The organism is candidate division KSB1 bacterium, assembly GCA_022566355.1.
In the GTDB taxonomy this organism is placed as follows: Bacteria; Zhuqueibacterota; JdFR-76; order JdFR-76; family DREG01; genus JADFJB01.
The window spans coordinates 18,740-40,593 of record JADFJB010000025.1 but is presented as its reverse complement, the minus strand read 5'-3'; the positions used below and the strand labels follow the sequence as shown (position 1 = coordinate 40,593).

The window sequence follows — 21,854 nt, the reverse complement described above, 5'->3', positions numbered from 1 at the left end:
TTCTTCTCCAATGGGGTTACCTGGGCACTGGGCTGCAATCGAGCGGCCGCTGAAGCCGCTCAGGAAGGGGAGCTTCCTGATTTTTTCGGCATCGAACACAAGACACTCGGGACTCCCATCGGCGCCGCAGTTGCCATGGGTATTTTCGGCACCCTCACACTGCTGTTGTACGGTTTTTTGTCGCATTCCAATGCGGACCTGTTCTGGTCCCTGTTCGCGTTTAGCGCCATCATATTCCTGCTGCCATACATCGGTATGCTGTTCGCTTTTATAAAGTCGCGTAATGTCGATATCGACATAACCCGACCGTACAAAGTGCCCGGTGGCGATGCGGTCGCAAAGACACTCGCCTGCCTTTGCATCCTGGTACTGGCATTGTCGGTTGTGTTGTTTGTCTATACGCCAGGCGAAGGGATACAACTGCCGGTGCTTTTCGGCGCCTTGGTCATAATCGCGATAGGGGAGGCGCTCATAAGATGGGCTGAAAAGCGAAAACAGGTTCGATCGGGCTGACATAACGACGCATGAAATTGCGGCTGGAGAAACTGGACCCTAACGGTGGCTTAAGCCTGTGCCTGATCAGTTTTGTCGGCGCTGTCGGTTTATCCGCGCTAATGATTCTCCCCATCCTCGCAGGCTCCTGCATCGACTATCTCGGCTTCGGTGAAGACACGGCCGGTCTGCCTGATTCCATTTTTGCGGGATACCCGTCAAACCTGGCTGGCAACGATGATTAACTTCTCTAAAGATCCCGACTCCAGCGAAAAATCGCTTTACGAAACTTCGGCATTTACTCGGGAACTGATTAGCGAGGTCGCCCGCAGTCATTTCAGTATGCATGCGTGGCGCATTCTTCTGTCGCGGTCCTGGGCCCGCTCGCTCGACGACATTAGAGAGTCGCCGGCTCGCGCAAGATCCTGCTGGTCATGGATTGCCGGTGTCGCCGCCACGGGGATCGGCATCATTTCGCTGACGCTGTTGTTTCAATCGCCTGATCGAACACTCACGGCATTAATGTACTGGATTCCATGGTATGCCAGTGCCGTGGTTTTTCTGTTGACCCACCTCGGCATGCTCGACGACGCTCAGGTGCGTCCACACTCAAATCTGTTGCTGCCGAATGGGATGAGTTTCCTGCGCCTCAGTCTTGCACCGCTGGTCGTCTGGCCGTGCCTGCAAATCCCGGTAAATCCGGTAATCGGACCAGTGTTCGCAATTTTTATCGTTGGCCTGTCCTCGACCGATTTACTCGACGGGTGGCTAGCACGACGTCAACAACTCTGTACGCGATTGGGCCGCATGCTTGACACGCTGGCTGATCTTGCGCTTCTCACCTTTCTGGCCTTGGGCCTGTATCAGGTGGGTGCTATTCCAGCAACGTTGCTACTTTTGCTGTTCGTAAGATATCCGGTCCCTTTTTTAGGTGTCCTTGTTATTTATTTTGTGAAAGGACCGGCGCCATTGCTGGACAGGCGCCTGGAAAAACGCCAGATGGAAGAAGACACACGCCAGATTGCCGATTCCAACTCAGGCCTCAGCAGCCTGAACCGAAAGTGCGTTCAAATCGGTTCAGGGCGAAAGCCGTTCGATCTTCCAGTTATTTTCGTCCAACGCACTGTAAAGAAATCGATCGTGCAGGCGATCCGAACGACCTTGCCAGAATTCAAATGTCTTTGGAACAATTCGATAACCACCCCAAAAGCTGGGGAGAGGAATCACACCGTCAGAAAACTTTCGCTTTATTTCTTGAAATTTCATCTCAAGGAATTGCCGCGATGAAATGACCGAACTTTGCTGAGAAATCCACGCCCCAAGTTGGCTTCCCTTGTCGCGGGATGAAAAATACTTGAATGATTCGGCTGTAGATATCTTTGCAGCGCTACCGGTTATGGTCACTTGCCGCCCGAGAGCTTCCCATAAAAAGAGAATGGCAACATTGGGATTCTCACGGATCTGTTTGGCTTTTTTGCTTTCATAATTGGTAAAAAAGACGAAGCCGTTTGCATCGAACATCTTCAATAATACCGTTCTTATGGTCGGCACTCCCTGAATAGAAGCCGTAGCAAGACTCATTGCATTGGGAAACTCGATTTCAGTTTCACCCGCTTCTTTAAACCATTTCTCAAACTGTTTAACCGGATCGGGATCAAGATCTTTCCGGGTTAAGGCTTTGTTTTTATAGTCTTTTGACGAACCTTCAATTTCCATTATTGTCTCTTTTTGTTTGCAGACATTGAGAAAGCTTTTGTGAATTACAAACTAAAAATCCAACAGGTACTAATGGTTAGGTTATTATATACAAAATGAGATTATGGTTTTCAAGGTTATTGGAGTGTGAGTTGACGTTATTATTTTTGATAACTGTTTAGCTATTGGCATTTGGCTGTTAGCTATTGGTGTCCCGACCTGATTATGGATCGGCTTAACTTAGAACAAAAAATAATAAACAATCTCATCGGCAAGCTAAAGGCCAACAGCTAAAAGCTAATGGCTCAGGCTGGCTAACTTAAAGCAAAACCTTATATTGTTATTCACCTTAAACTAAAAATCTAACCATCCATCAAAAATCCGGAAAAAGTTCTTGCATCTCAAATGACCAATCCATATACTGCAAATGATTATCAATCCATAACTAAATACTTAAATACTTAACAAAACAGAGGAAATCCAAATGGCAAAAATCCTATTCCGAAAAGGGCTTTGGTCTGGAATCCTGGTTTATTTTGGTTTTGTGTTGGGATTAACCCCCCAAACTTCCACCGCACAAGATGAAGTCTTAAGCCCCCGAAACGCCAATTACACCATGGATGTAGTCCTGGATATCGAAGCAAATATAATCACCGGAATTACAATTTTAAACTGGCGTAATATCACGGATTTTCCTACCGATGAATTGCAATTTCACCTGTATTACAATGCCTGGAGAAATGATAAAAGTTCATTCCTTAATAACGGCCGTAATTCTTTCCGTCGTTCCGATTATAAAGATGATGAATGGGCATATAACGATGTTCGCGCCATGAAAATTTTACCTGAGTATGGTTTTCAGGAAACAGAAATTACCGGAACACTGGAATTTATTCAGCTGGACGATGGCAACGAACATGATAGAACGGTATTGCGGGCAAGCCTGCCACGAGCCGTTGGCGCAGGTGAATCCATTAGTCTGGAAATTAAGTGGGAGACCCGCGTTCCGCGTACATTCCGCCGGACAGGAAGGCGAGGTAAATATTATTTCCTCGCACAGTGGTTCCCCAAAATAGGCGTCCTGGAAGCCGATGGCAACTGGAACTGCCACCAGTTTATTCAAACGGAATTTTATGCGGATTACGGTGTCTATGACGTTAAAATGACGGTACCGAGCGGGTGGGTGTTGGGCGCCACGGGCAAAGAGATGGAGAAAACAGACAATGGCGATGGTACAACGACCCATCGTTATACCCAGGCGGATGTGCATGATTTCACCTGGGTAACGAGCCCTCATTTTACTGCACATGTCCAACGATTTGAGGAACCGGGATTACCGCAGGTCGATATGCGGCTGTTGCTAATGCCGGATCATGCCAGTAAAAAAGACCGCTATTTTGTTGCAACCGCAGCAGCGCTAAAATATTATGGCAACTGGTTTGGCGCATATCCATATGATCATGTAACTGTCGTCGATCCTGCATATGGCTCCCGAACGGGTGGCATGGAATACCCGACTTTCTTTACCGGCGGCACCCGCTGGCTTTCTCCTTTAGCAACGAGATCACCTGAAGGTGTAACCGTTCATGAGGCCGGCCACCAATTCTGGTACGGCATTGTCGGCAACAATGAATTCGAATATGCCTGGCTGGATGAAGGATTCAACACCTATTCCACTACGCGGACAATGTCGGCAGCTTATGACCCGCCGGTACTAAGCAGGCGATATTTTGATGGTTTTATCCCGGTGGTTTACCCATCCGTGAAATTATCAGAGAGAACCGATGGCGCCGACCAATACTATGGCTTCAACTCAACCTTAAAACGAGATCCCATGTCTACGATTTCCTGGAAAATCAGCACCGCCGCGTATGGCTTGAATTCATACGGTAAGCCTGGAATGATGCTGCGAACTTTGGAAAATTACCTTGGCTGGGAAACTTTTCAAATAGCCATTTCGACTTATTTTGAACGATGGAAATTCAAACATCCTAAACCGCAGGATTTTTTTGATATAGTGAATGAAATCAGTGGCCAGGATATGGGTTGGTTTTTCGAACAAACATATAACAGCTCAAGTGTGTTTGATTACGCCGTGGATGAGGTCACTTCCAATTCGATTAATGAACTTTATGGATACGAAGAACAGGACGGCGAATTGGTATTTCAGAAAAGTAAAAGCGAAACTGACAGCAGCGATTCCGAAAAGCAATATCACTCTACCGTTGTCATCAGGCGTTGGGGAGAAGCGGTATTCCCAATTGAAGTGAAGATCACTTTCGATAACGAAGAAGAGATAATGGAGCAATGGGATGGACTCGCGCGGTGGCATCAATTCGATTATGTCAAATCAGCAAAAGTGGTAAAGGTCGAAGTTGATCCGGAGAATAAGCTGGTACTTGATGTGAATCATGCCAATAATTCCTGGCTGCGCAATGCCCCTGCCGAAGATGCAGCGCGCCGGTGGGCCGTTAAATGGATGATCTGGATGCAGAGTATACTTGAATTTTTTGCATTCTTTTCGTGATCCTGGATTTATATGTCGAAGCATGGTGTTTATTTCAAATTTATACCACCCTTCGACTCCGCTCAGGGTGGCGGGCAAATGGAATTTTTGGAAAGCTAAGATTTAATTGGAGATAAAGAAAAATGAAGATTACAGAAGCGATTCGAACAGGAATAAAAAACGTAGGACGATCCAAACGTTATATTCTGTTAGTCTACTTTTTGAACCTGGTTGTCGCGATGGTATTTGCCGCCATTCTTGCCGGGACGATTCAGGATTCACTGGGCTCCAGCCAGGCGGCGGAAAACATGTCTACCGGATTTGACGGGCTTTGGTACAATAGTTACAGGGCCGAGGCTGGTGGGTTGGCGGCCACCTTTGAGCCTGGTGTAGTCGGGATTGGCGCCATTCTAAAAAGTTTGGACGCGTTTATCTCAGGAAATCTAACTGAGGGATTTGCGGGAATTGTTTTTATGGGCGTGGTAATGATGCTTTTTTGGACCTTTTTCTCCGGCGGTTTTATTTCATTGTATGCAAACCAGGATGAACAAAGCACATTCTTTCAAAAGGCTGCCGAATTTTTTCCAAGGTTTATCGTTCTATGGTTGATGGCTACGATTTTGTATTTTATTCTTTTTGGTTTTGTGATGAGCTGGCTTTCCGACATTGTCAGTTCGTTAACGCGAGAGACACTCGATGAGCGGGTTCACTTTTTTTACACCGTGATCAAATACTTTATCCTTTGGGTTCTTGTCTGGCTTGTGAATATGTTATTCGATTACAGCAAAATCTTAACCGTTCTTCAAGATCATAAAAATGCCTTAACTGCCCCAATCAAAGCGTTTAAAATGATCGTTCGAAATCTTGGCAAAACGTTTGGATTGTACCTATCAATTGGCATTGTGTGGCTGCTCTTTTTTGGCATCTATTGGCTCCTCGCTTTCGATCCAAGCAGCAGCTCCAGTTGGCTGGCTGTTTTCGTACCTTTTATTTTGGGCCAACTTTACATACTCAGCCGGATCTGGACACGTTGTCTTTTTTATGGTGGGCAGACAACAATGGGTGGAGCTTTGATTGAGAATGTTGATTAGCTTTTGTTAACTATGATAGAAGAAACATTGCTAAAGGAAATCAAAAAAAGACAGTGTCTGTTATTTAGAAAGAAATGGTTTTAAGAAGTTAATTAATTCAATTTGTTTCCCATAAATAAAGTTGCGGGTTATTTTCTTAAAAGTTATTTAGTTATAGTTAGTTAGAATTGAAAGCTCACAAATTAGGGGGCCAAACCAATAATTCAAGCTCAAAAAAATAAGCTGTTTTTTTCAAAAATTGATAGTAAGTTTATTTATTTAGTATTTAGTACAAGTACATAAAAACAATAAATACGGTGAGGTAAATAAATTAGATTTATCAACATCAAAATAACCTCCCCTGACCCCTCCTTAAAACAAGGAGGGGAAATTCCTCCCCTTGATAAGGGGAGGTTAGGAGGGGTCGTTGAAATTAAACAAGTACTTCGACTTTATTAAAAATATGTCATAAATTTATGAATTAGTGTACTTATCGAAATATCTGTCTTCTCAACCAAACTGAAAGGCGACATTCATGAAAACAATTACAAAATTCTTATTGTACCTGCTATTCATTTTCGTATTCTATTCTCAGGCCATATCTTCGGATAAGCCTGGAGAAAAGTGGTCTCGTTTCCGCGGACCCAATGGTTCCGGAGTGGTAACAGCCGTTGGCCTTCCGCTGGAATTCGGTCCGGATAAAAACATGATCTGGAAGACCGAGCTGCCCAAAGGCCACTCATCGCCAATCCTTTCTGAAAAATATATTTTCCTCACAGCTTTCTCCGGAGATACCCTTTTCACCTTTTGTCTTGATCGCAAGGATGGAAAAATCCTGTGGCGAAAGCAGTCCCCAAGAGATCGCCAGGATAAGATCGATGCTCGTAATAACCCGGCATCTCCCAGCCCGGTGGTAGATGAGGAAAATGTCTATGTTTTTTTCGCCGATTACGGACTCATCTCTTACGATTTCACCGGCAATGAACGTTGGCGCTATCCCTTAAGTCCTTTCAATAATATTTACGGAATGGGGGCTTCCCCGATTCTTGCGGATAACAAAGTTATTTTAAACTGCGATCAAAGCACGAATTCCTTTCTGCTGGCTTTGGATAAAAACAGCGGTAAAGTTATTTGGAATATTAAACGGCCGGAAGCAAAAAGTGGGCACTCGACTCCTATCCTGTATTATCCAAAAAATGGAAAAGCAGAGCTAATCGTGCCGGGATCTTTTTTTCTGACTTCTTACGCGATCGATTCCGGCAGCAAAAACTGGTGGGTAAGCGGCCTCTCCTTCGAAATGAAATCAACTCCAGTAATGAGTGATGATATCATTTTTGTAAATGGCTATGGGTCGCCTATGAACCAACCGGATAAAATTGTTACAGTTCCGCATTACCAGGAAGTATGGAAAGAGCAGGATAAGGACGGCAATGGCTTATTATCCAAAGAGGAACTGCCGGAGGGTAAAATCCAAGCCTGGTTTTCGTTTATGGATTTGAATCATGACAAAAACATGAGTCCGGATGAATGGGAATATTATAAGGCTGCTTTGGGGTCCAAGAACGGCATGTTAGGAATCCGGCTTGGTGGCCATGGTGATATGACCGAAACCAATCTTTTGTGGCAATATCATAAATCGGTACCTCAATTACCGTCACCGCTGATATATAAAAATATCCTTTACATGGTCAATGATGGCGGTATTGTAACTTCATTCAATCCATCTAATGGTGAGGTTATCAAGCAGGTCCGGCTGCTAGGTGCGGTAGATGCGTATTACTCATCGCCAGTGGCTGCAGATGATAAAATTTTTATGATCGCCCGATCCGGTAAAGTTTCTGTCCTCAAACCAGATGGCAGCCTGGAAATCATGGCAGTAAATGATCTTGGTGACAAATGTTATGCAACCCCGGCCATTTCCAACAACCGGATTTATATTCGAACAGTAGGTGCATTGTATTGCTTTGGAAAATTATAGATGTAAAACGGCAGACGGCACATGTGAAACGGCAAATGTTAATCTTCCTAAACAATGTCTAAAGCAACTTCAAATCATTCATTGATTTTTATACGGGAAAATGAAGGCCAGTTAACCGGAAGCGATTGCTGTGGAAAACTGGAAGGAGATTGGCTGGTTCAAAACGGTCAGCCGATTTTTGACCAACAACGCACTATTCTTTCAGGTATTGCCCCGTTATTTCTCGAAGTAAAAAATAAATTTTCAGATGATATCGATATTTCACAAGTTGACCCTCGCAACCAGCTATTTCTAACCCCCAAAATATTATTGGATATTTGGCGGAAAAAGAAATATTCCCGGGCCTCGTTTCAAAGTTTATTCATGCTATACAGATTACCGGCAATTATATTCGATGGAGAATTATTATTCTCCGGGCGAATACCTTCAAAACATGAGCTGTTTTCTCGGTTAAGAGTATAATTTAATTCCCCTTTTTCGGATTTTGGGAATGAAAAAGAGTTTCACAATCTCATTCTTTTTGTTGATCTTCAGCCCCAATTTACTATTGGGGCAAAAAGAAGGTCCTGTCTCAAAAATTGAAAATCCTCACGAGTTTTTTGGTGATGAAAGGCAGGATTGGATCGGAAAAGTCATTTTCTATCTTCGTTGCAATCATGTTAAGGTGAAAAATCCTTATTTCGACTGGTACTACAATCCATATAATTTTGATCGACCCAAACCAAAACGGGAAGATTTGTTGTACAAATACGGAAAGATTGAGGAGGTTTGGCATGGCCAAATTTTGATTACAAAACCCAACAGAAGCCCTTATTGGCGCCTGGGTTATTTTTGGAAAGTAAGATTGCTTCATAATATGCGGGAAGTTTATTATTGGGACGATAATGAATCCAAGGTAGTTAATTTCGGATTTGTAGATGATTTTGACAATGCCAAAAATGAAGTTGGCAGGACATTTTGGAGCAAAAAATGGGATGCTCTGTATAATTTTGAAGACAATGGAACCATTCCTTTAAAGAATATACAACCGGTTCGTCTAGATTCGGTCGCATGGGATGAATATGGGTTTTTCCCAATCAGGTTTATTTTTTCGACCAGGGCAAAACGGCAAGGTTATCTTTTGTATAAAAATTTTGATGAATTTACCAAAGATTGGTACTTAAGCGATCCGAGAAGGAAATTTCCATATTGGCGAATACGTGATTGGAAGTTGATCGAAGATCGTCAATTACGGAAAGGGATGAATGAAGATATGGTGTTGATTAGTTGGGGTGAACCGGTAAAAAAAGAAATCCAGGGTAAAAAGGACAATGTTGACACTGAAATTTGGACTTACAAAGGGGTTAAAGATCGAACTTACTTTCTCCATTTTCGCAATAACCGGCTAAAAACTGTACGATGGGAGGATGAGGATCAATGATCCATAACCAGTGATCAATATCCTTAGGGCAGTTAATTTTTCAGAATATCCATATTAAATAACACCTCTAACTTGTATGAAATTCATTGCATTTGACATGCCTGGTTTTATATTATCAAATATTTAATTTGATGAGTGTATTTTCAGATGTTAGCCCAGTGCGTAAAATATTTCCCAAATATTCTAAATGAGATCGGACAGATCGCGGACAATCATGGTTTTTCAGTCTATGTTGTAGGCGGTTTCATACGTGATTTACTCCTTTCTGATGATCCATACAGTGATGTGCGAATGGATCTGGATTTTACAATAGTTGGCGATGCATTGGAATTTACCAAATTGCTGCAAAAGGAATACAACGCCAAAAACGTAGTTGTTTTTGAACGGTTCGGAACGACCATGCTCGAGCTGAATGGATACAAACTGGAGTTTGTCACCGCAAGGGAAGAGAGTTACCTGGAAAATTCACGCAAGCCTATGGTAAAAAAAGCGGACCTTAAATCCGACCTTGCCCGCCGTGATTTCACCATAAATACGCTCGCCGTTGGACTCAACAACAATAATTGGGGAAAGATGTATGATCCATTTAACGGGATGAGCGATTTGGATCAAAAAATCATACGAACTCCACTGGAACCGAGCATAACCTTCAAAGATGACCCTTTGCGAATCCTGCGCGCTATCCGTTTTGCAACCCTGTTGAATTTTGAGATCGACTTAGGGACTGAAAGATCAATTACAAAAATGGCGTCGCGTTTGGAGATTGTCTCCAAGGAACGAATTACGGATGAATTCTTCAAAATTCTTTCAGCACCAAAGCCTTCAACCGGGCTTTTATTGATGGATAAATTAGATGTATTGGCCCATGTACTGCCGGAATTGATTGATATGAAAGGCGTTGAGCAAAGAAAAGGATTTCATCACAAGGATGTTTTTTACCATACCCTGATCGTTGTTGACAACATTGCAAAGGTTTCGGATAAATTGAATCTTCGGCTTGCTGCCCTTTTCCATGATGTGGCAAAACCCCAAACCAAAAGATTTGATGAGAAGGTTGGCTGGACTTTCCATGGCCACGATGAAATTGGCGCAAGAATGATGGAAGGGATCTCTAAGCGCATGCGAATCTCTAATGATGTAAAGGAGTTTGTACAGAAGCTGATTCGCCTACATCTCCGGCCAATTTTTTTGGTTTCCGAGGATGTAACGGATTCTGCAATTCGCCGGTTTATCGTACAGGCCGGTGAGGAATTGGATGATTTGTTAAAACTGTGCCGGGCGGATATCACTTCCGGCAATCCCAAACGGGTTAAAGAACATTTGAAAAATTTTGATTATGTGATGAGCCGGGTCGGTGAAGTTATGGAGAAAGACCAACTCAGGGGATTTCAGTCTCCTGTCCGTGGAGAAAAAATCATGGAAGTCTGCGGAATCTCTCCAAGTCCACTTGTTGGTAAGTTTAAGAAAGCCATTGAGGACGCCATACTCGATGGGAAAATCCCCAACGAGTACGATGCGGCGCTGAGCTATTTGGAGGAACTAAAGGTGGAATTATTACACCCGGGCTCTCTGGAAAATTCAAATAGATAAAAATTCATAAAAGTTGTTTTTGTCATTTATCTTATTGCTTCAATAATTTGATTTATTACATTCTAGTAATAAGGGTTTTTTAAATAAACTCTCATTTTCGATTCATTTTAGTATTTTCTGAATATTTCCAGGGTGTTCTTGTATTACCTGAAACTTTGAAACAATAATTAACAGTATTCGTTTTTAATCAGTTATGTTGAAAGGAAAAACCATGGACGATCAGACTACAACATCCGCTGCAGAAACTGAAAAGGGATTCATCCAGAGATGGATTGATATTTATTTTTCGCCGCAAGCTGCTTACGAAAGCATTGATCGAAAACCGGATTGGATCGTACCACTATTAGTTGTTGCCATTATTGCTGCCATTGCAGCTTTTGTATTATTTCCTGTTATTGTACAAACTCAAATAGATCAATTAGTGGATAAGCAAGGTATGTCTTATGAAGATGCCCAGCAACAAGTCCAACAAACCGAAGTGTTTATAAAATATCTTGGCCCGATTGGGGCGATTATATCCACGTTTGTAATGGCATTTATTGTAGCCGGGATATTTTTCCTTGTCAATAACCATCTACTTGGTGGTGACAGCACGTACAAAAAAGTACTCGCCGTATATAGCTATACAACCTTGGGTATACAAACTGTAGGAACCATAATTGCCGTCCCGGTTATGCTGGCAAAAAATTCCTTTGACGTACCATTCAGCCCCGCGGCATTTTTATCCTCGGATATGAAAGAAGATTTTATTTATAAATTCTTAGCAAAATTTGATCTATTTACGATCTGGATGGTAGTATTGTTAATAATCGGATTTGGGGTAATTTATAAATTTACCCAAGGAAAAGCTGCTACGGCAGTTGTTGGATTGTGGGTAATTTGGATATTTGTTTCAATAGCGTTAAGTAGTGTATTCGGGGGTATGTTTGGCAGTTAAGTTAACAAAAATAGAGAGGTTCAAAATGTGGCGTAAAATAATTAATATAGCAGTCATTATCATCATTATCGGATTCGTCCCGCAATGGGTATATTCCCAAACAAATGCGTTGACAATCAACGATTGTATTCAAATAGCGATTAAGAACAATTCGAATTTAAAAAATGCTCAAAGACGTGTGGATATCGCAGGTACGAACGTTACTTCAGCACGCTCTAATATTTTGCCCTCTTTAAGCGCAAGTTTGAATCCTTCACGTACTTTTCAATCAGCGGCTCTTTACACGAGAGATGTGCCAGTACAAAATCCGGAGACCGGCGAGATTACTTTTGTTCAACAGCAAAGTATCACACAGGAATCGACGACTTCATTTTTTACTAGCTCCCTATCCATTTCCCAAACTATTTATGACGGTGGGCGCTGGTGGAACCAGATCAAGCAAGCGAACCGCAACTATAGTAGTGAAGAATATAGCTATGAGAATACTCGTAAACAAACGATAGCAACGCTTGTACAACGTTATTATGAATATATCAAAAGCATGAAACTGTTAGAAGTTTTCCAGCAAGCTGTCGAATCCTCCAGAGAGCAGCTGAAAAAAACTGAAGTTATGTACGAATTGGGCGCTGTAGCCCAGGCAGATGTTTTTCGGGGAAAAGTGAACTTGGGGCAAGATATGACAAACCTGATTTCACAGCAAAATATTGTTAACCTGAATCGAAATAATCTCAATATTGCGATGGCACGAAACCCAGGAACTCCAATTGAGATTGTTGAGACAAACCTGGAGATAGAACCTTTGGATCGTACATTAGAGGAAACCTGGTCCATGGCAGAACAGATGAATCCGGAATTAAAAAGTTTAGAAGAGAGGATGAGCGCTTCAGATTATGGCGTAAAAATGTCGAAAGCCAATTTTTTGCCAAGAATTACATTCAGTGCAAATTATGGTCGGTCTAATTCGAAATTTGACCAACTATATAGTCCTATTGATAAGAATTATCAGATTAGAGGGTCAATCAGTCTCTCATGGAATATATTCAATGGCTTTTCCGATGCAGCCAGTATCGATCGAGCTAATCTTAATTACTACATCGATAGAGAAAATCTAATTAACCGCAAACTAACCCTAAGAAACGAGATCGAACAAGCTTTTCTGAATTTACAGGCAAACAAAGAGATTGAGTTGATTAACCTGGATAACATTCAATCTGCGGAAGAAGACCTGCGCTTAAATGAAGAGCGCTACCGGGTTGGAGCGGGAACCCTGTTGGAAATAGTCATTTCAAGGGTTTCGTTGACACGAGCCAGGGCAACTTTAATTTCAACAAAATATAATAAATTGATTTACCTGGCTGAATTGTACAGTAAAATTGGAAATTTAGAAGAAAAATTATCCACTGATCTGAATTAATATAACCTCAAGCACGGATTAAACTAAAATTATCCGTGCAATAGTTTAATTACCTCCATAAATTTGATGGTAGTATTCATCAATAATAAATAAACATTGGGTAGGGAAAAATGTCTAATAAGAAAAAAGCCATTATTGCGATTGCTGCTATTGCAGTACTTGCTGTTTTTGTTATCGTTAACCTGAAAAAATCATCCGGAAAAACATTTAACGTACAAGTAGAAAAAGCCGAACGTGGTAGATTGGTTCAAATAGTAAGTGGTAGTGGCAGGATCCAGCCAAAACTTGGAGTGAAGATCAGTGCCAATGTCAGCGCTAAGATTATTGCGCTCCATGTTATGGAAGGGGATGTTGTTAAAAAAAACCAAATTTTGGTAGAACTGGACCGTACCCGTTATGAAGCGGCAGTGGTTCAAGCACAAGCGAATATGAGCTCGACCCAAGCTTCAGCAAGACGGCAGAAAGCAAACCTGGCGAAAAGTAAATCCGAGCATGAGCGTTCTGAGAAACTATTTAAGCAAGGACTGGCTTCCCAGGGCGAGCTTGATACCTATGCCGCTGCTTATGAGATCGATAAGGCAAATCTAGATGCAGCGTTCGATCAGGTAACTCAATCCAGTGCAGTATTGGATCAGGCACGAGACGACCTGTCTAAGACTACTTTGAATTCTCCCATAGATGGCGTCGTTACACAATTGAACAAAGAAGAGGGTGAAATTGCCCTGGGCTCGCAATTTCAGGAAGACGTGATCATGGTCGTATCCGATCTATCGCAAATGGAGGCTGTCACCGAGATCGATGAGAATGATGTCGTAAACATCTGCCTGGGCGATTCAGCCAGAATTCAGGTAGACGCCTTCCCGGACACATCTTTCATCGGAAAAGTTAGTGAAATTGCACATACTGCAAATACCCGGGGAATGGGGACGCAAGAAGAAGTAACTAATTTTGAAGTAAAAATCCTGGTACTCGATGATATTATAAAAGTCCGACCAGGAATGTCCGCCACTGTAGACATCATTACCAACGTCAAAGACAATGCGTTAAAGCTTCCAATACAGTCTGTTACTGTTCGACAAAAAAAGGAAATAGAGGGGTGGTTAGCGGAAAAAGATTCTAAGGGAACAAACGATGATGATTCAGCTGGAAGCTATGCTGACAATGGTGAAGATGATTTAGAAGAAATTGTGTTTGTGATTGAAAACGAGATGGCAAAAGCCAGGGTTGTTAAAACCGGCATCAGCAGCGATACACATATTGAGATTTTTTCAGGCGTTGAAGAAGGTGAAACAGTTGTCACAGGAAGTTATCGCGTGCTCTCTAAAGATCTACGCCATGATGCAAAGGTGAAGATTGATAAGAAATCCCGCCGTTTTCAATCAAAATCGAATTAATTTATATGGGGTAGCAATGTCTGACTCAATGAATACAAACAATAAAATAATCGAAATTCAAAATTTAAAAAAAGATTACCAACTAGGAACGGTAATTGTTCCCGCACTTCAAAATATTAATGTTTCGATTAATAAAAATGAATATGTCGCGATCATGGGGCCATCTGGCTCTGGCAAATCCACCTTGATGAATATCATGGGCTGCCTGGATACGCCGACGGAGGGCACCTATTTTTTTGAAGGCGTCGATGTAAGCAAATTAGATGATGACTCCCTGGCAAGCATAAGAAATCGAAAAATTGGCTTTGTCTTTCAGACTTTTAATTTACTGCCCCGGGCTGATGCGTTACACAATGTTGAATTGCCGTTGATTTACAGTGGGATTCCTAGAAAAGAAAGAAAAGCTAAAGCAAAGGATGCATTAGAACGAGTGGGACTGGCAGACAGAATGGATCACCGACCCAGTGAGTTATCCGGCGGCCAGCGCCAACGTGTGGCAATTGCCAGGGCGTTGGTGAATAATCCATCGATCATTTTTGCTGATGAGCCAACCGGTAACCTGGACACCAAAACAGGTGAAGAAATTATGGAAATCCTGGAGGAATTATATAACCTTGGGAATACGATTATTTTGGTAACTCATGAACCATATATAGCGGATCATGCAAAGCGGATAATTCGACTACGGGATGGATTCATTGAAAAAGATGAGATCGTGGCAAGTGAACCAAATCAATAAAAATACTATTTCAAAAGAAATCATTAAGACCAGGTAAAAATTAGATTATAATTAAAACAATGCGAATATTTATTTCCCTCCTAGAAAATGTGGCCATGGCCTTTCAAGCGCTTAGAATGCATAAGCTGAGAGCAATCCTTTCCACTTTGGGAATTATGATTGGCATTTTGACGATTATTGCCATTAACACTGTTATCAAGGGACTTGACAAAGCGTTTAGCTCCCAAATATCTGCTCTGGGTTCTGATGTTTTATATATTCAAAAAATGCCCTGGTTTGCCGGAATGGATTTTTTTAAATATCGCAACAGAAAGGACATTACCGAAGCGCAGGCAAAACAGGTAGTTAAATTGAATACTGTTGCAACAGCAATATCTTATGAGGTGGGTACGTCCAGGAATGTAAAATATGGCAGTAAGACGGTAAGCGGAGTTCGCGTTGTGGGTACTGCCGGTGGATATCAGAAAACTTCAAACGCACTTCCCGAATACGGTCGTTTTTTAATCGATTCGGACATTAAACATAGACGCAATATTTGTGTGTTGGGTTGGGAAGTTGCAGATAAACTTTTCGAAAACGTAAATCCAATCGGTAAGCGTGTTAAAATCGGGGGTCATTACTTTTTGGTTGTAGGCATATTGGAGAAAAGAGGCAGTATCTTTGGATTTAGCTTAGACCAACGAGTTGTCATTCCAATTGGCGCCTTTTATAAGATTTTTGGCTTCCGGCGTTCGATCACAATTCAAGTAAAGGCTGGCGGCCAGGAACGCATTGAAGCTGCCAAAGATGAGCTTACCGGTATCATGAGAAGAATAAGAGGATTGACCCCAATGGAGGAGGATGATTTTGCCATCAACCAGCAAGATACATTTACTTCGATGTATAATCAATTGACTGCAACTTTATACATTGTGGCGATAGGGATTGGTTCTATTGCGCTCCTGGTGGGAGGAATTGGTATCATGAACATTATGCTGGTATCGGTCGTGGAAAGGACTCGGGAGATCGGCATTCGTAAAGCCATTGGAGCCAAAAGGTTTGATATTATGTCGCAGTTCCTGGTAGAGGCAGTTACAATTTGTATGATTGGAGGGACACTTGGTATACTGCTCGGGTTTGGAATCGCTAAAATAATCGATGCTTATACTCCGCTGCCGGCTACCATATCGGTAGGTTCCGTCATATTAGGATTAGTATTCACATCATCAGTGGGGATTTTCTTTGGCCTTTATCCTGCTTCAAAAGCAGCCAAGCTGAGTCCAATTGAAGCTTTGAGATACGAATAGCTAGTTAAAACTATTCCTTTGTTCGAGGAACAAATTCAACTCTTCGGTTTTTTAATCGGCCTTCTTCAGTCGAGTTATCAGCAATGGGACTGGTCGCACCATAGCCAACAGATTTTAGCCTATTTCTATCGATTCCTTGATTCAATAAATATTGCACCACAGCCTGTGCTCTTCTTTGCGATAGCTCCAAATTATAACCAAAATCTCCTTTTGAATCGGTATACCCTCTAATAATTAATTCGATTTCATGATTTCTCCTGAGTGCAGCCAGAACCTCATTCAAAATCGCAAAGGCTTCTGATATGAGAATCGAACTATCGTATTCAAAATTAATATTACTAAGAACTACTTTTTTACCTTTTAATATCTCTTCAACTATTTTATCCGGGCAGCCGTCATCGTCTAAATAGCCATTAAAGGTTTCAGGTCGATTTGGACATTTATCCTTAATATCGATAATTCCATCGAGATCGTTGTCAAAATCAGGGCAACCATCCAGGTCTCGAAATCCATCAAAATCTTCCGCTAGATTCATACAACTATCCAATACATCCGGTATGTTATCGCCGTCGTTATCCAGGTCCGGACAGCCGTCTAAATCCTCGAAGCCATCAATATCCTCGGGAATATTGGGGCAATAATCATCCACATCAAGAATACCGTCATTGTCATTATCCGGGTCTGGACATCCATCCAAATCAAAATAACCGTCATAATCTTCCGGCTCATTTAAACAATTGTCCAGATGATTTGGAATGCCGTCGTTGTCAATATCCCCTTTGTAAGGACTCCAAAATTTCAGTGAAAATCCCATTTCAAAAAGAATTCGATTATCCGTAATCTCTTTTATGATTTCTTCTCCAATATTTTCTGGCTTTTTTAATACCTGGTTGTAGTGCAGATAAAAAGCAGCACTCAATCGGCTGGAAATGAAACCTTCCAATCCAACGCCTAATAAAATTTTAGGCCAGAATTTTAGATTAGATGAAGCATCGTTGGCATCCCAGGTTACAACTCCTGCGCCTACGGTGAAGTAATGATGAACACGCTCCCAGTGCCTTGGAGTATAACTAAAATCTAGAGATATGGGATAAAGCGAGTATTTATTAAATTGAGATTGTAAAGGAAGTTCCGGGGATATACGACTATAGCTGCCATTCAAAGATGCCAGCCATCGGTTTGATAATCCATAGAAGATAGAAAGTCCTTTGGAAATATCTACCGGATTTTCAGTAGTAGTTCCTCCTATTAAAGAAATTGCCGAACTATAAACCCCTATACCAAATCGATTTCTAATTTCCTGGGCTTGTGATAATGAGCAGCCTACCAGGATTAGAATCAAAATTAAATAAAACCTTCGTATCAATATACACTCCAACCCGGATTTTTGATTCCAAATGAGTCACGCATTTGATGAAAATATAAGGACATTGAAACCACTTTAGAATTAAGATTAATTATTTGTCATTTAGACTATTAATAATCTAAACGTGCAAAGAGTGTACCCAAATATTGCCTAATCCTGATGGACTGAAGTCCAAGGCATTATCTAAACAAAATTTTTGTAATACATCAGGCTCATTAGACATTGTAAGTATATCCGAATATTCAGCTTTGTCTTCTGCAAGCTTTGATTGTTCAATTAAAGTGTTTGAATCCAAATTTGTCTTGCATCGAAAAATGAGCTCTGGTTGTCCGGTTAACAGGTTTTTGATTAAACCGATTCCTGTAAGATTATTAATTTGTGAACCAGAAAGATTTAATTCTTCGTGTAATTCGGTTTTTATCGAAATAAACGGATCGGGTATTTTTTCAATCTGATCCAATTTAAAATGTTGATGTGGATCGATATGTCCGCCAAACACATCAAATTTTCCAGCTTCAATGAGTACTTTTTTGCTTCGTTTTATAAACAATACTTTGGCATCATTGGCAACAACAACCGCACTGACTCCTAACGCCAAATTGGCTGATTTAGTACGAGATTTAGAAATTTCACTTTTTTTAAGAATCGCATATACATGGGTTTTATACTCTATAGGCGATAGTGTTAGTGTCATTGAATTTAAATTGGATTCAAAATCTCGAAGACGGCACAGTTTTCCATTAAATAGATTTGATCCGGAATTTTCCTGAAGCAGTTTTTGCCAAAAACCATTTTCAAGCTTAACCTGTTTCTCTGAACAGGATTCAGAATTTTCATCCCAGTAAACATGGAGATTATATGAAGTGAAATTGCAACGGATTACTATTTGAAACAGTTGGTTGAGCGGTTCAGGAAGCCTCAAGCGTAGCCTCTGCAGTTGAAGCAATGGGTCTTTCAATAACCGGTTTGAATTGCATTTCTTTCTTTAAAAATTGACCGGTGTATGATTGGGGTATATCCAAAATTGATTCCGGGGTGCCTGTGGCAACTACTTGACCGCCAAAATCACCTCCTTCCGGTCCCAGGTCAATGATATGATCGGCTGATTTGATGACGTCCATGTTGTGCTCAATCACAATAACTGTATTGCCTTTGCTAACCAAACGATTTAATACATCCAGCAGGTGTTGGATATCTGCAAAATGAAGTCCCGTTGTTGGCTCATCCAGCAAATATAGTGTCTTACCGGTTGCAACCTTCGATAACTCGGTTGCAAGTTTTACTCTCTGAGCTTCTCCTCCCGATAGAGTTGTAGCCTGCTGGCCTAATTTGATATAGCGCAATCCCACATCGAACAGAGTTTGTAATTTTCGGTGAATGACGGGAATATTCTCAAAAAAAATTAAAGCTTCCTTGACTGTCATATTCAAGACGTCAGAAATTCTTTTGCCTTTATACTTGATTTCCAATGTTTCACGATTATAACGAAGTCCTTTACAAGCTTCGCAAGTTATATAGACATCAGGTAAAAAGTGCATTTCGATTTTAAGAATTCCATCACCCTCGCAGGCTTCGCATCTTCCACCCTTCACATTAAAACTGAAGCGACCAGGTTTGTAACCTCTAACCTTAGACTCGGGTAATTGCGAGAAAAGATCACGAATTGGAGTGAATAATCCGGTGTAGGTAGCCGGATTTGAACGTGGTGTACGGCCAATGGGAGATTGATTGATGTCAACTACTTTGTCAATTAGTTCCAATCCCTCTATTGACTTATACTGTAAAGGGATTTCCTTTGAGCGGTAAATCGCTCGCTTAAGAGCAGGGTAGAGTGTTTGGTTAATTAAAGTACTCTTGCCGGAACCGGAAACCCCGGTTACGCAAATCAATTTTCCCAATGGAAAAATTACATCGATGGACTTTAAATTATTACCGGCAGCCCCTTTAAGGATTAAATTGAGTCGGTTTCCTTCCCTCCTGGTTTCCGGGATTGGTATAGATTTTTTCCCGCTCAAGTAATCTCCGGTGATAGAGCCATTAGCACATTTAATTTCATGTACTTTACCCTGTGCTACAATATGGCCGCCATCTTCACCTGCGCCAGGTCCAAGATCGATAATGTGGTCTGCATGTTCCATGGTCTCGCGGTCGTGTTCAACTACCAAAACGGTATTCCCCAAATCGCGAAGACGTGTAAGGGTTTCGATCAGACGTTTGTTATCGCGTTGATGTAGGCCTATGCTAGGTTCATCTAAAATGTACAACACGCCAACCAACTGCGAACCGATTTGAGTCGCCAATCGAATTCTTTGCGATTCGCCGCCTGCGAGTGTTCCTGCGGTGCGATCTAGTGTGAGGTAATCCAGACCGACATTTAATAAAAATGATAACCTTTGGTTAACTTCATTCAACACCTGGTGGGCGATGATCTGTTCCCGGTTCGTTAATTTGAGCTCTGCAAAGAATTGTTTAGCCTGTTTAATTGAAAAACGTGTAACGTCGGCGATGGATTTTTCGTGAATTTTTACCGCCAGGCTTTCCGGTTTTAATCGTGAGCCACCGCAGGCTTCACAAGCGCATGAGTTCATATAATTTTCGATCCAGTCTCGCACTCCATATGATCCGGTTTGCCGGTAGCGACGATGTAAACTGGGAATAACTCCTTCATATTTGTGCAAGATCGTAGCGCTAACCGTTCCTTTTTTATTTCTGTAGTCAATTTCAATTTCCTTGTTCGAGCCATAAAGAATAACTTGATGAATTTTGGGGTCCAAATCTTTCCAGGGCGACCCTAAATCGAATTTATTGTGATGCGCTAAAGATTGAAGTTGAGAGAAATACCATCCGTCTTGGCCTCCGCCCCAAGGTTCGATTGCACCATCCCTAACCGATAATTCATCGTTTGGGATTACAAGTTGTGGATCGATTTCACGAACTGTGCCGAGTCCATTACAGGTTGGGCAAGCGCCATAGGGGCTGTTAAACGAAAACATACGTGGTGCAATTTCCTCGTAAGAAATTTCACAATCGATACAAGAGAACTGCTCACTGTAAAGATGATCTTTACCGTTCACTTCGCTGATGATTAATAATCCGCTGGAAAGATTCAGTGCGGTTTCAATTGAATCAGTAAGTCGATTTTTGATTTTTGAGTCTGCAATTAACCGGTCAACCACGATTTCAATATTGTGTTTTTTCTTTTTATCTAAGGTTATGGTTTCTGATAATTCCCGAATTTTCCCATCAACCCTGACTCGTACATATCCTTCGCGGCGAGCTTCCTCGAACACCTCTTTATACTCTCCCTTACGCCCTCTTACACTAGGAGCTAATATTTGAAATTTGGTTCCTTCGGGCATGTTCATTACGATATCTACTATCTGCTGAACGGTTTGACGCTGGATCTGTTTCCCGCAATTATAGCAATAAGGGATCCCGATACGTGCGAACAACAAACGGAGATAATCATAAATTTCAGTAACTGTGCCAACTGTTGAGCGAGGATTTTTACTGGTAGTTTTTTGTTCGATTGATATAGCCGGAGAGAGTCCCTCTATATTGTCCACATCAGGTTTTTCCATCAAGCCAAGGAATTGTCTTGCATAAGAAGAAAGAGATTCTACGTACCTGCGATGCCCCTCCGCGTAGATGGTATCAAAGGCCAGGGAAGATTTCCCTGAACCGGATAGGCCTGTAATTACAACTAATTTATCTCGAGGGATTTCGAGGTCTATATTTTTTAAGTTATTCTCCCTTGCTCCTTTAATGACGATTTTGTTTTGATTTGGCATATTTTAAATGTTAAAAAAATGAGAAGTAAATTTTTATTTACAGAACTATTAATATAAATATTGACTTGAATATTATCCAATCGAAATCGATACTAAAATCAAAAAAATCATAATATTTCAGGTGATTCAAATAATGATACTAATTGTAAAAAGTTTCACCTAAATAAATCAGGATT

Annotated in this window: 17 protein-coding genes; 13 read left to right on the top strand and 4 right to left on the bottom strand. The window is 41.4% G+C overall.

Features of this window, described 5'->3' with window-relative positions; all coding sequences use genetic code 11:
- Together IIC38_06660 and IIC38_06655 are read left to right on the top strand one after the other, a co-directional pair.
- Positions 1 to 513, top strand: a 513-nt coding sequence (locus IIC38_06660) for an APC family permease (GenBank protein ID MCH8125626.1), incomplete at its 5' end; no start/stop codon positions are given.
- 11 nt (positions 514 to 524) lie between these two features.
- On the top strand, positions 525 to 737 hold the full coding sequence (locus IIC38_06655; protein MCH8125625.1) for a hypothetical protein: 213 nt from the start codon (positions 525 to 527) through the stop codon (positions 735 to 737).
- Between the two features lie 832 nt (positions 738 to 1,569).
- Here IIC38_06655 and pdxH read toward each other — a convergent pair.
- A complete protein-coding gene (gene pdxH, locus IIC38_06650) occupies positions 1,570 to 2,208 on the bottom strand; it encodes a pyridoxamine 5'-phosphate oxidase (protein MCH8125624.1) in 639 nt (212 codons plus the stop codon).
- A 463-nt stretch (positions 2,209 to 2,671) separates the two neighbouring features.
- Here pdxH and IIC38_06645 point away from each other — a divergent pair, with 463 nt between their 5' ends.
- The 11 genes from IIC38_06645 to IIC38_06595 all read left to right on the top strand — a co-directional run bounded on the left by IIC38_06645 (position 2,672) and on the right by IIC38_06595 (position 16,521).
- Positions 2,672 to 4,714: a M1 family metallopeptidase gene (locus IIC38_06645; protein MCH8125623.1), complete on the top strand. Its 2,043-nt coding sequence runs from the start codon at positions 2,672 to 2,674 to the stop codon at positions 4,712 to 4,714.
- A 122-nt stretch (positions 4,715 to 4,836) separates the two neighbouring features.
- The gene (locus IIC38_06640) at positions 4,837 to 5,784 is read left to right on the top strand and encodes a hypothetical protein (GenBank protein ID MCH8125622.1); all 948 of its coding nucleotides are present in this window, start codon (positions 4,837 to 4,839) and stop codon (positions 5,782 to 5,784) included.
- A 514-nt stretch (positions 5,785 to 6,298) separates the two neighbouring features.
- Positions 6,299 to 7,741, top strand: coding sequence for a PQQ-binding-like beta-propeller repeat protein (locus tag IIC38_06635; protein ID MCH8125621.1), 1,443 nt, complete (start codon positions 6,299 to 6,301; stop codon positions 7,739 to 7,741).
- Positions 7,742 to 7,795: 54 nt separating this feature from the next.
- Positions 7,796 to 8,203 (top strand): hypothetical protein, encoded by a 408-nt coding sequence (locus tag IIC38_06630; protein MCH8125620.1) that lies wholly within the window; start codon positions 7,796 to 7,798, stop codon positions 8,201 to 8,203.
- Between the two features lie 28 nt (positions 8,204 to 8,231).
- Positions 8,232 to 9,161 (top strand): DUF2845 domain-containing protein, encoded by a 930-nt coding sequence (locus IIC38_06625; protein ID MCH8125619.1) that lies wholly within the window; start codon positions 8,232 to 8,234, stop codon positions 9,159 to 9,161.
- 147 nt (positions 9,162 to 9,308) lie between these two features.
- Entirely contained in the window at positions 9,309 to 10,751 is a 1,443-nt protein-coding gene (locus IIC38_06620; protein ID MCH8125618.1) for an HD domain-containing protein, read from the top strand.
- A gap of 211 nt (positions 10,752 to 10,962) precedes the next feature.
- On the top strand, positions 10,963 to 11,688 hold the full coding sequence (locus IIC38_06615; protein MCH8125617.1) for a YIP1 family protein: 726 nt from the start codon (positions 10,963 to 10,965) through the stop codon (positions 11,686 to 11,688).
- Between the two features lie 25 nt (positions 11,689 to 11,713).
- Positions 11,714 to 13,102: a TolC family protein gene (locus IIC38_06610; GenBank protein MCH8125616.1), complete on the top strand. Its 1,389-nt coding sequence runs from the start codon at positions 11,714 to 11,716 to the stop codon at positions 13,100 to 13,102.
- A gap of 110 nt (positions 13,103 to 13,212) precedes the next feature.
- Positions 13,213 to 14,496, top strand: coding sequence for an efflux RND transporter periplasmic adaptor subunit (locus IIC38_06605; protein ID MCH8125615.1), 1,284 nt, complete (start codon positions 13,213 to 13,215; stop codon positions 14,494 to 14,496).
- Between the two features lie 46 nt (positions 14,497 to 14,542).
- Positions 14,543 to 15,235: an ABC transporter ATP-binding protein gene (locus IIC38_06600; GenBank protein ID MCH8125614.1), complete on the top strand. Its 693-nt coding sequence runs from the start codon at positions 14,543 to 14,545 to the stop codon at positions 15,233 to 15,235.
- Positions 15,236 to 15,351: 116 nt separating this feature from the next.
- A complete protein-coding gene (locus IIC38_06595; protein ID MCH8125613.1) occupies positions 15,352 to 16,521 on the top strand; it encodes an ABC transporter permease in 1,170 nt (389 codons plus the stop codon).
- Between the two features lie 10 nt (positions 16,522 to 16,531).
- Here the strand turns inward: IIC38_06595 and IIC38_06590 are convergent, their stop codons facing one another.
- The 3 genes from IIC38_06590 to uvrA all read right to left on the bottom strand — a co-directional run bounded on the left by IIC38_06590 (position 16,532) and on the right by uvrA (position 21,678).
- Positions 16,532 to 17,887, bottom strand: coding sequence for an OmpA family protein (locus tag IIC38_06590; GenBank protein MCH8125612.1), 1,356 nt, complete (start codon positions 17,885 to 17,887; stop codon positions 16,532 to 16,534).
- Between the two features lie 118 nt (positions 17,888 to 18,005).
- A complete protein-coding gene (locus IIC38_06585) occupies positions 18,006 to 18,809 on the bottom strand; it encodes a hypothetical protein (GenBank protein ID MCH8125611.1) in 804 nt (267 codons plus the stop codon).
- On the bottom strand, positions 18,796 to 21,678 hold the full coding sequence (gene uvrA, locus IIC38_06580) for an excinuclease ABC subunit UvrA (GenBank protein ID MCH8125610.1): 2,883 nt from the start codon (positions 21,676 to 21,678) through the stop codon (positions 18,796 to 18,798). Before uvrA ends, IIC38_06585 begins: the two co-directional genes overlap by 14 nt.
- Positions 21,679 to 21,854: the final 176 nt, after the last annotated feature.

Bases quoted from the DNA above. Each gene is read 5' to 3' on its own strand.
- IIC38_06635 (MCH8125621.1), top strand. From the start codon at position 6,299: ATGAAAACAATTACAAAATTCTTATTGTACCTGCTATTCATTTTCGTA.
- IIC38_06640 (MCH8125622.1), top strand. From the start codon at position 4,837: ATGAAGATTACAGAAGCGATTCGAACAGGAATAAAAAACGTAGGACGA.
- IIC38_06610 (MCH8125616.1), top strand. From the start codon at position 11,714: ATGTGGCGTAAAATAATTAATATAGCAGTCATTATCATCATTATCGGA.
- pdxH (MCH8125624.1), bottom strand. From the start codon at position 2,208: ATGGAAATTGAAGGTTCGTCAAAAGACTATAAAAACAAAGCCTTAACC.
- IIC38_06645 (MCH8125623.1), top strand. From the start codon at position 2,672: ATGGCAAAAATCCTATTCCGAAAAGGGCTTTGGTCTGGAATCCTGGTT.
- uvrA (MCH8125610.1), bottom strand. From the start codon at position 21,678: ATGCCAAATCAAAACAAAATCGTCATTAAAGGAGCAAGGGAGAATAAC.
- IIC38_06630 (MCH8125620.1), top strand. From the start codon at position 7,796: ATGTCTAAAGCAACTTCAAATCATTCATTGATTTTTATACGGGAAAAT.
- IIC38_06620 (MCH8125618.1), top strand. From the start codon at position 9,309: ATGTTAGCCCAGTGCGTAAAATATTTCCCAAATATTCTAAATGAGATC.
- IIC38_06625 (MCH8125619.1), top strand. From the start codon at position 8,232: ATGAAAAAGAGTTTCACAATCTCATTCTTTTTGTTGATCTTCAGCCCC.
- IIC38_06655 (MCH8125625.1), top strand. From the start codon at position 525: ATGAAATTGCGGCTGGAGAAACTGGACCCTAACGGTGGCTTAAGCCTG.
- IIC38_06595 (MCH8125613.1), top strand. From the start codon at position 15,352: ATGCATAAGCTGAGAGCAATCCTTTCCACTTTGGGAATTATGATTGGC.
- IIC38_06615 (MCH8125617.1), top strand. From the start codon at position 10,963: ATGGACGATCAGACTACAACATCCGCTGCAGAAACTGAAAAGGGATTC.
- IIC38_06605 (MCH8125615.1), top strand. From the start codon at position 13,213: ATGTCTAATAAGAAAAAAGCCATTATTGCGATTGCTGCTATTGCAGTA.